Origin of the sequence: Brachybacterium sp. JB7 (assembly GCF_003335205.1) — a bacterium.
In the GTDB taxonomy this organism is placed as follows: Bacteria; Actinomycetota; Actinomycetes; order Actinomycetales; family Dermabacteraceae; genus Brachybacterium; species Brachybacterium alimentarium.
This window is the reverse complement of record NZ_QPGN01000056.1, coordinates 1-314: the sequence shown is the minus strand read 5'-3', so window position 1 is coordinate 314 and position 314 is coordinate 1. Positions and strand designations below refer to the sequence as shown.

The window sequence follows — 314 nt, the reverse complement described above, 5'->3', positions numbered from 1 at the left end:
ACGAGATCCATCAGCACGATATCGGGCTTCAATTGACGGCACTGAGTTACCGCGCTTTCACCGTCGTCGACCTCGCCTACAATTTTAATGTCGGACTCTTCGTTTAGTAGGTGGGCGATACTCGTTCTAACGAGATGGTGGTCATCGGCGATAAGGACACTGATCAATGGACAGGCTCCTGCATGGAAACTTCTTGGGCTCAGGCGTTGGCCTTGTACGCTAATCTATTACATTAACTGCATATAGGGTGCCACAGCTAACAACAAAGGAGAATTAGATAAAAGCAGGTGATTCAAAAACTTGACTGAGATAAA

At 46.5% G+C, this 314-nt stretch carries 1 protein-coding gene; it reads right to left on the bottom strand.

Annotated features, from left to right (window positions below; all coding sequences use genetic code 11):
* Window positions 1-167: response regulator (locus CIK81_RS18895; protein WP_114355994.1), on the bottom strand; the 167-nt coding region annotated here is incomplete at its 3' end.
* Between the last annotated feature and the right edge of the window lie 147 nt (window positions 168-314).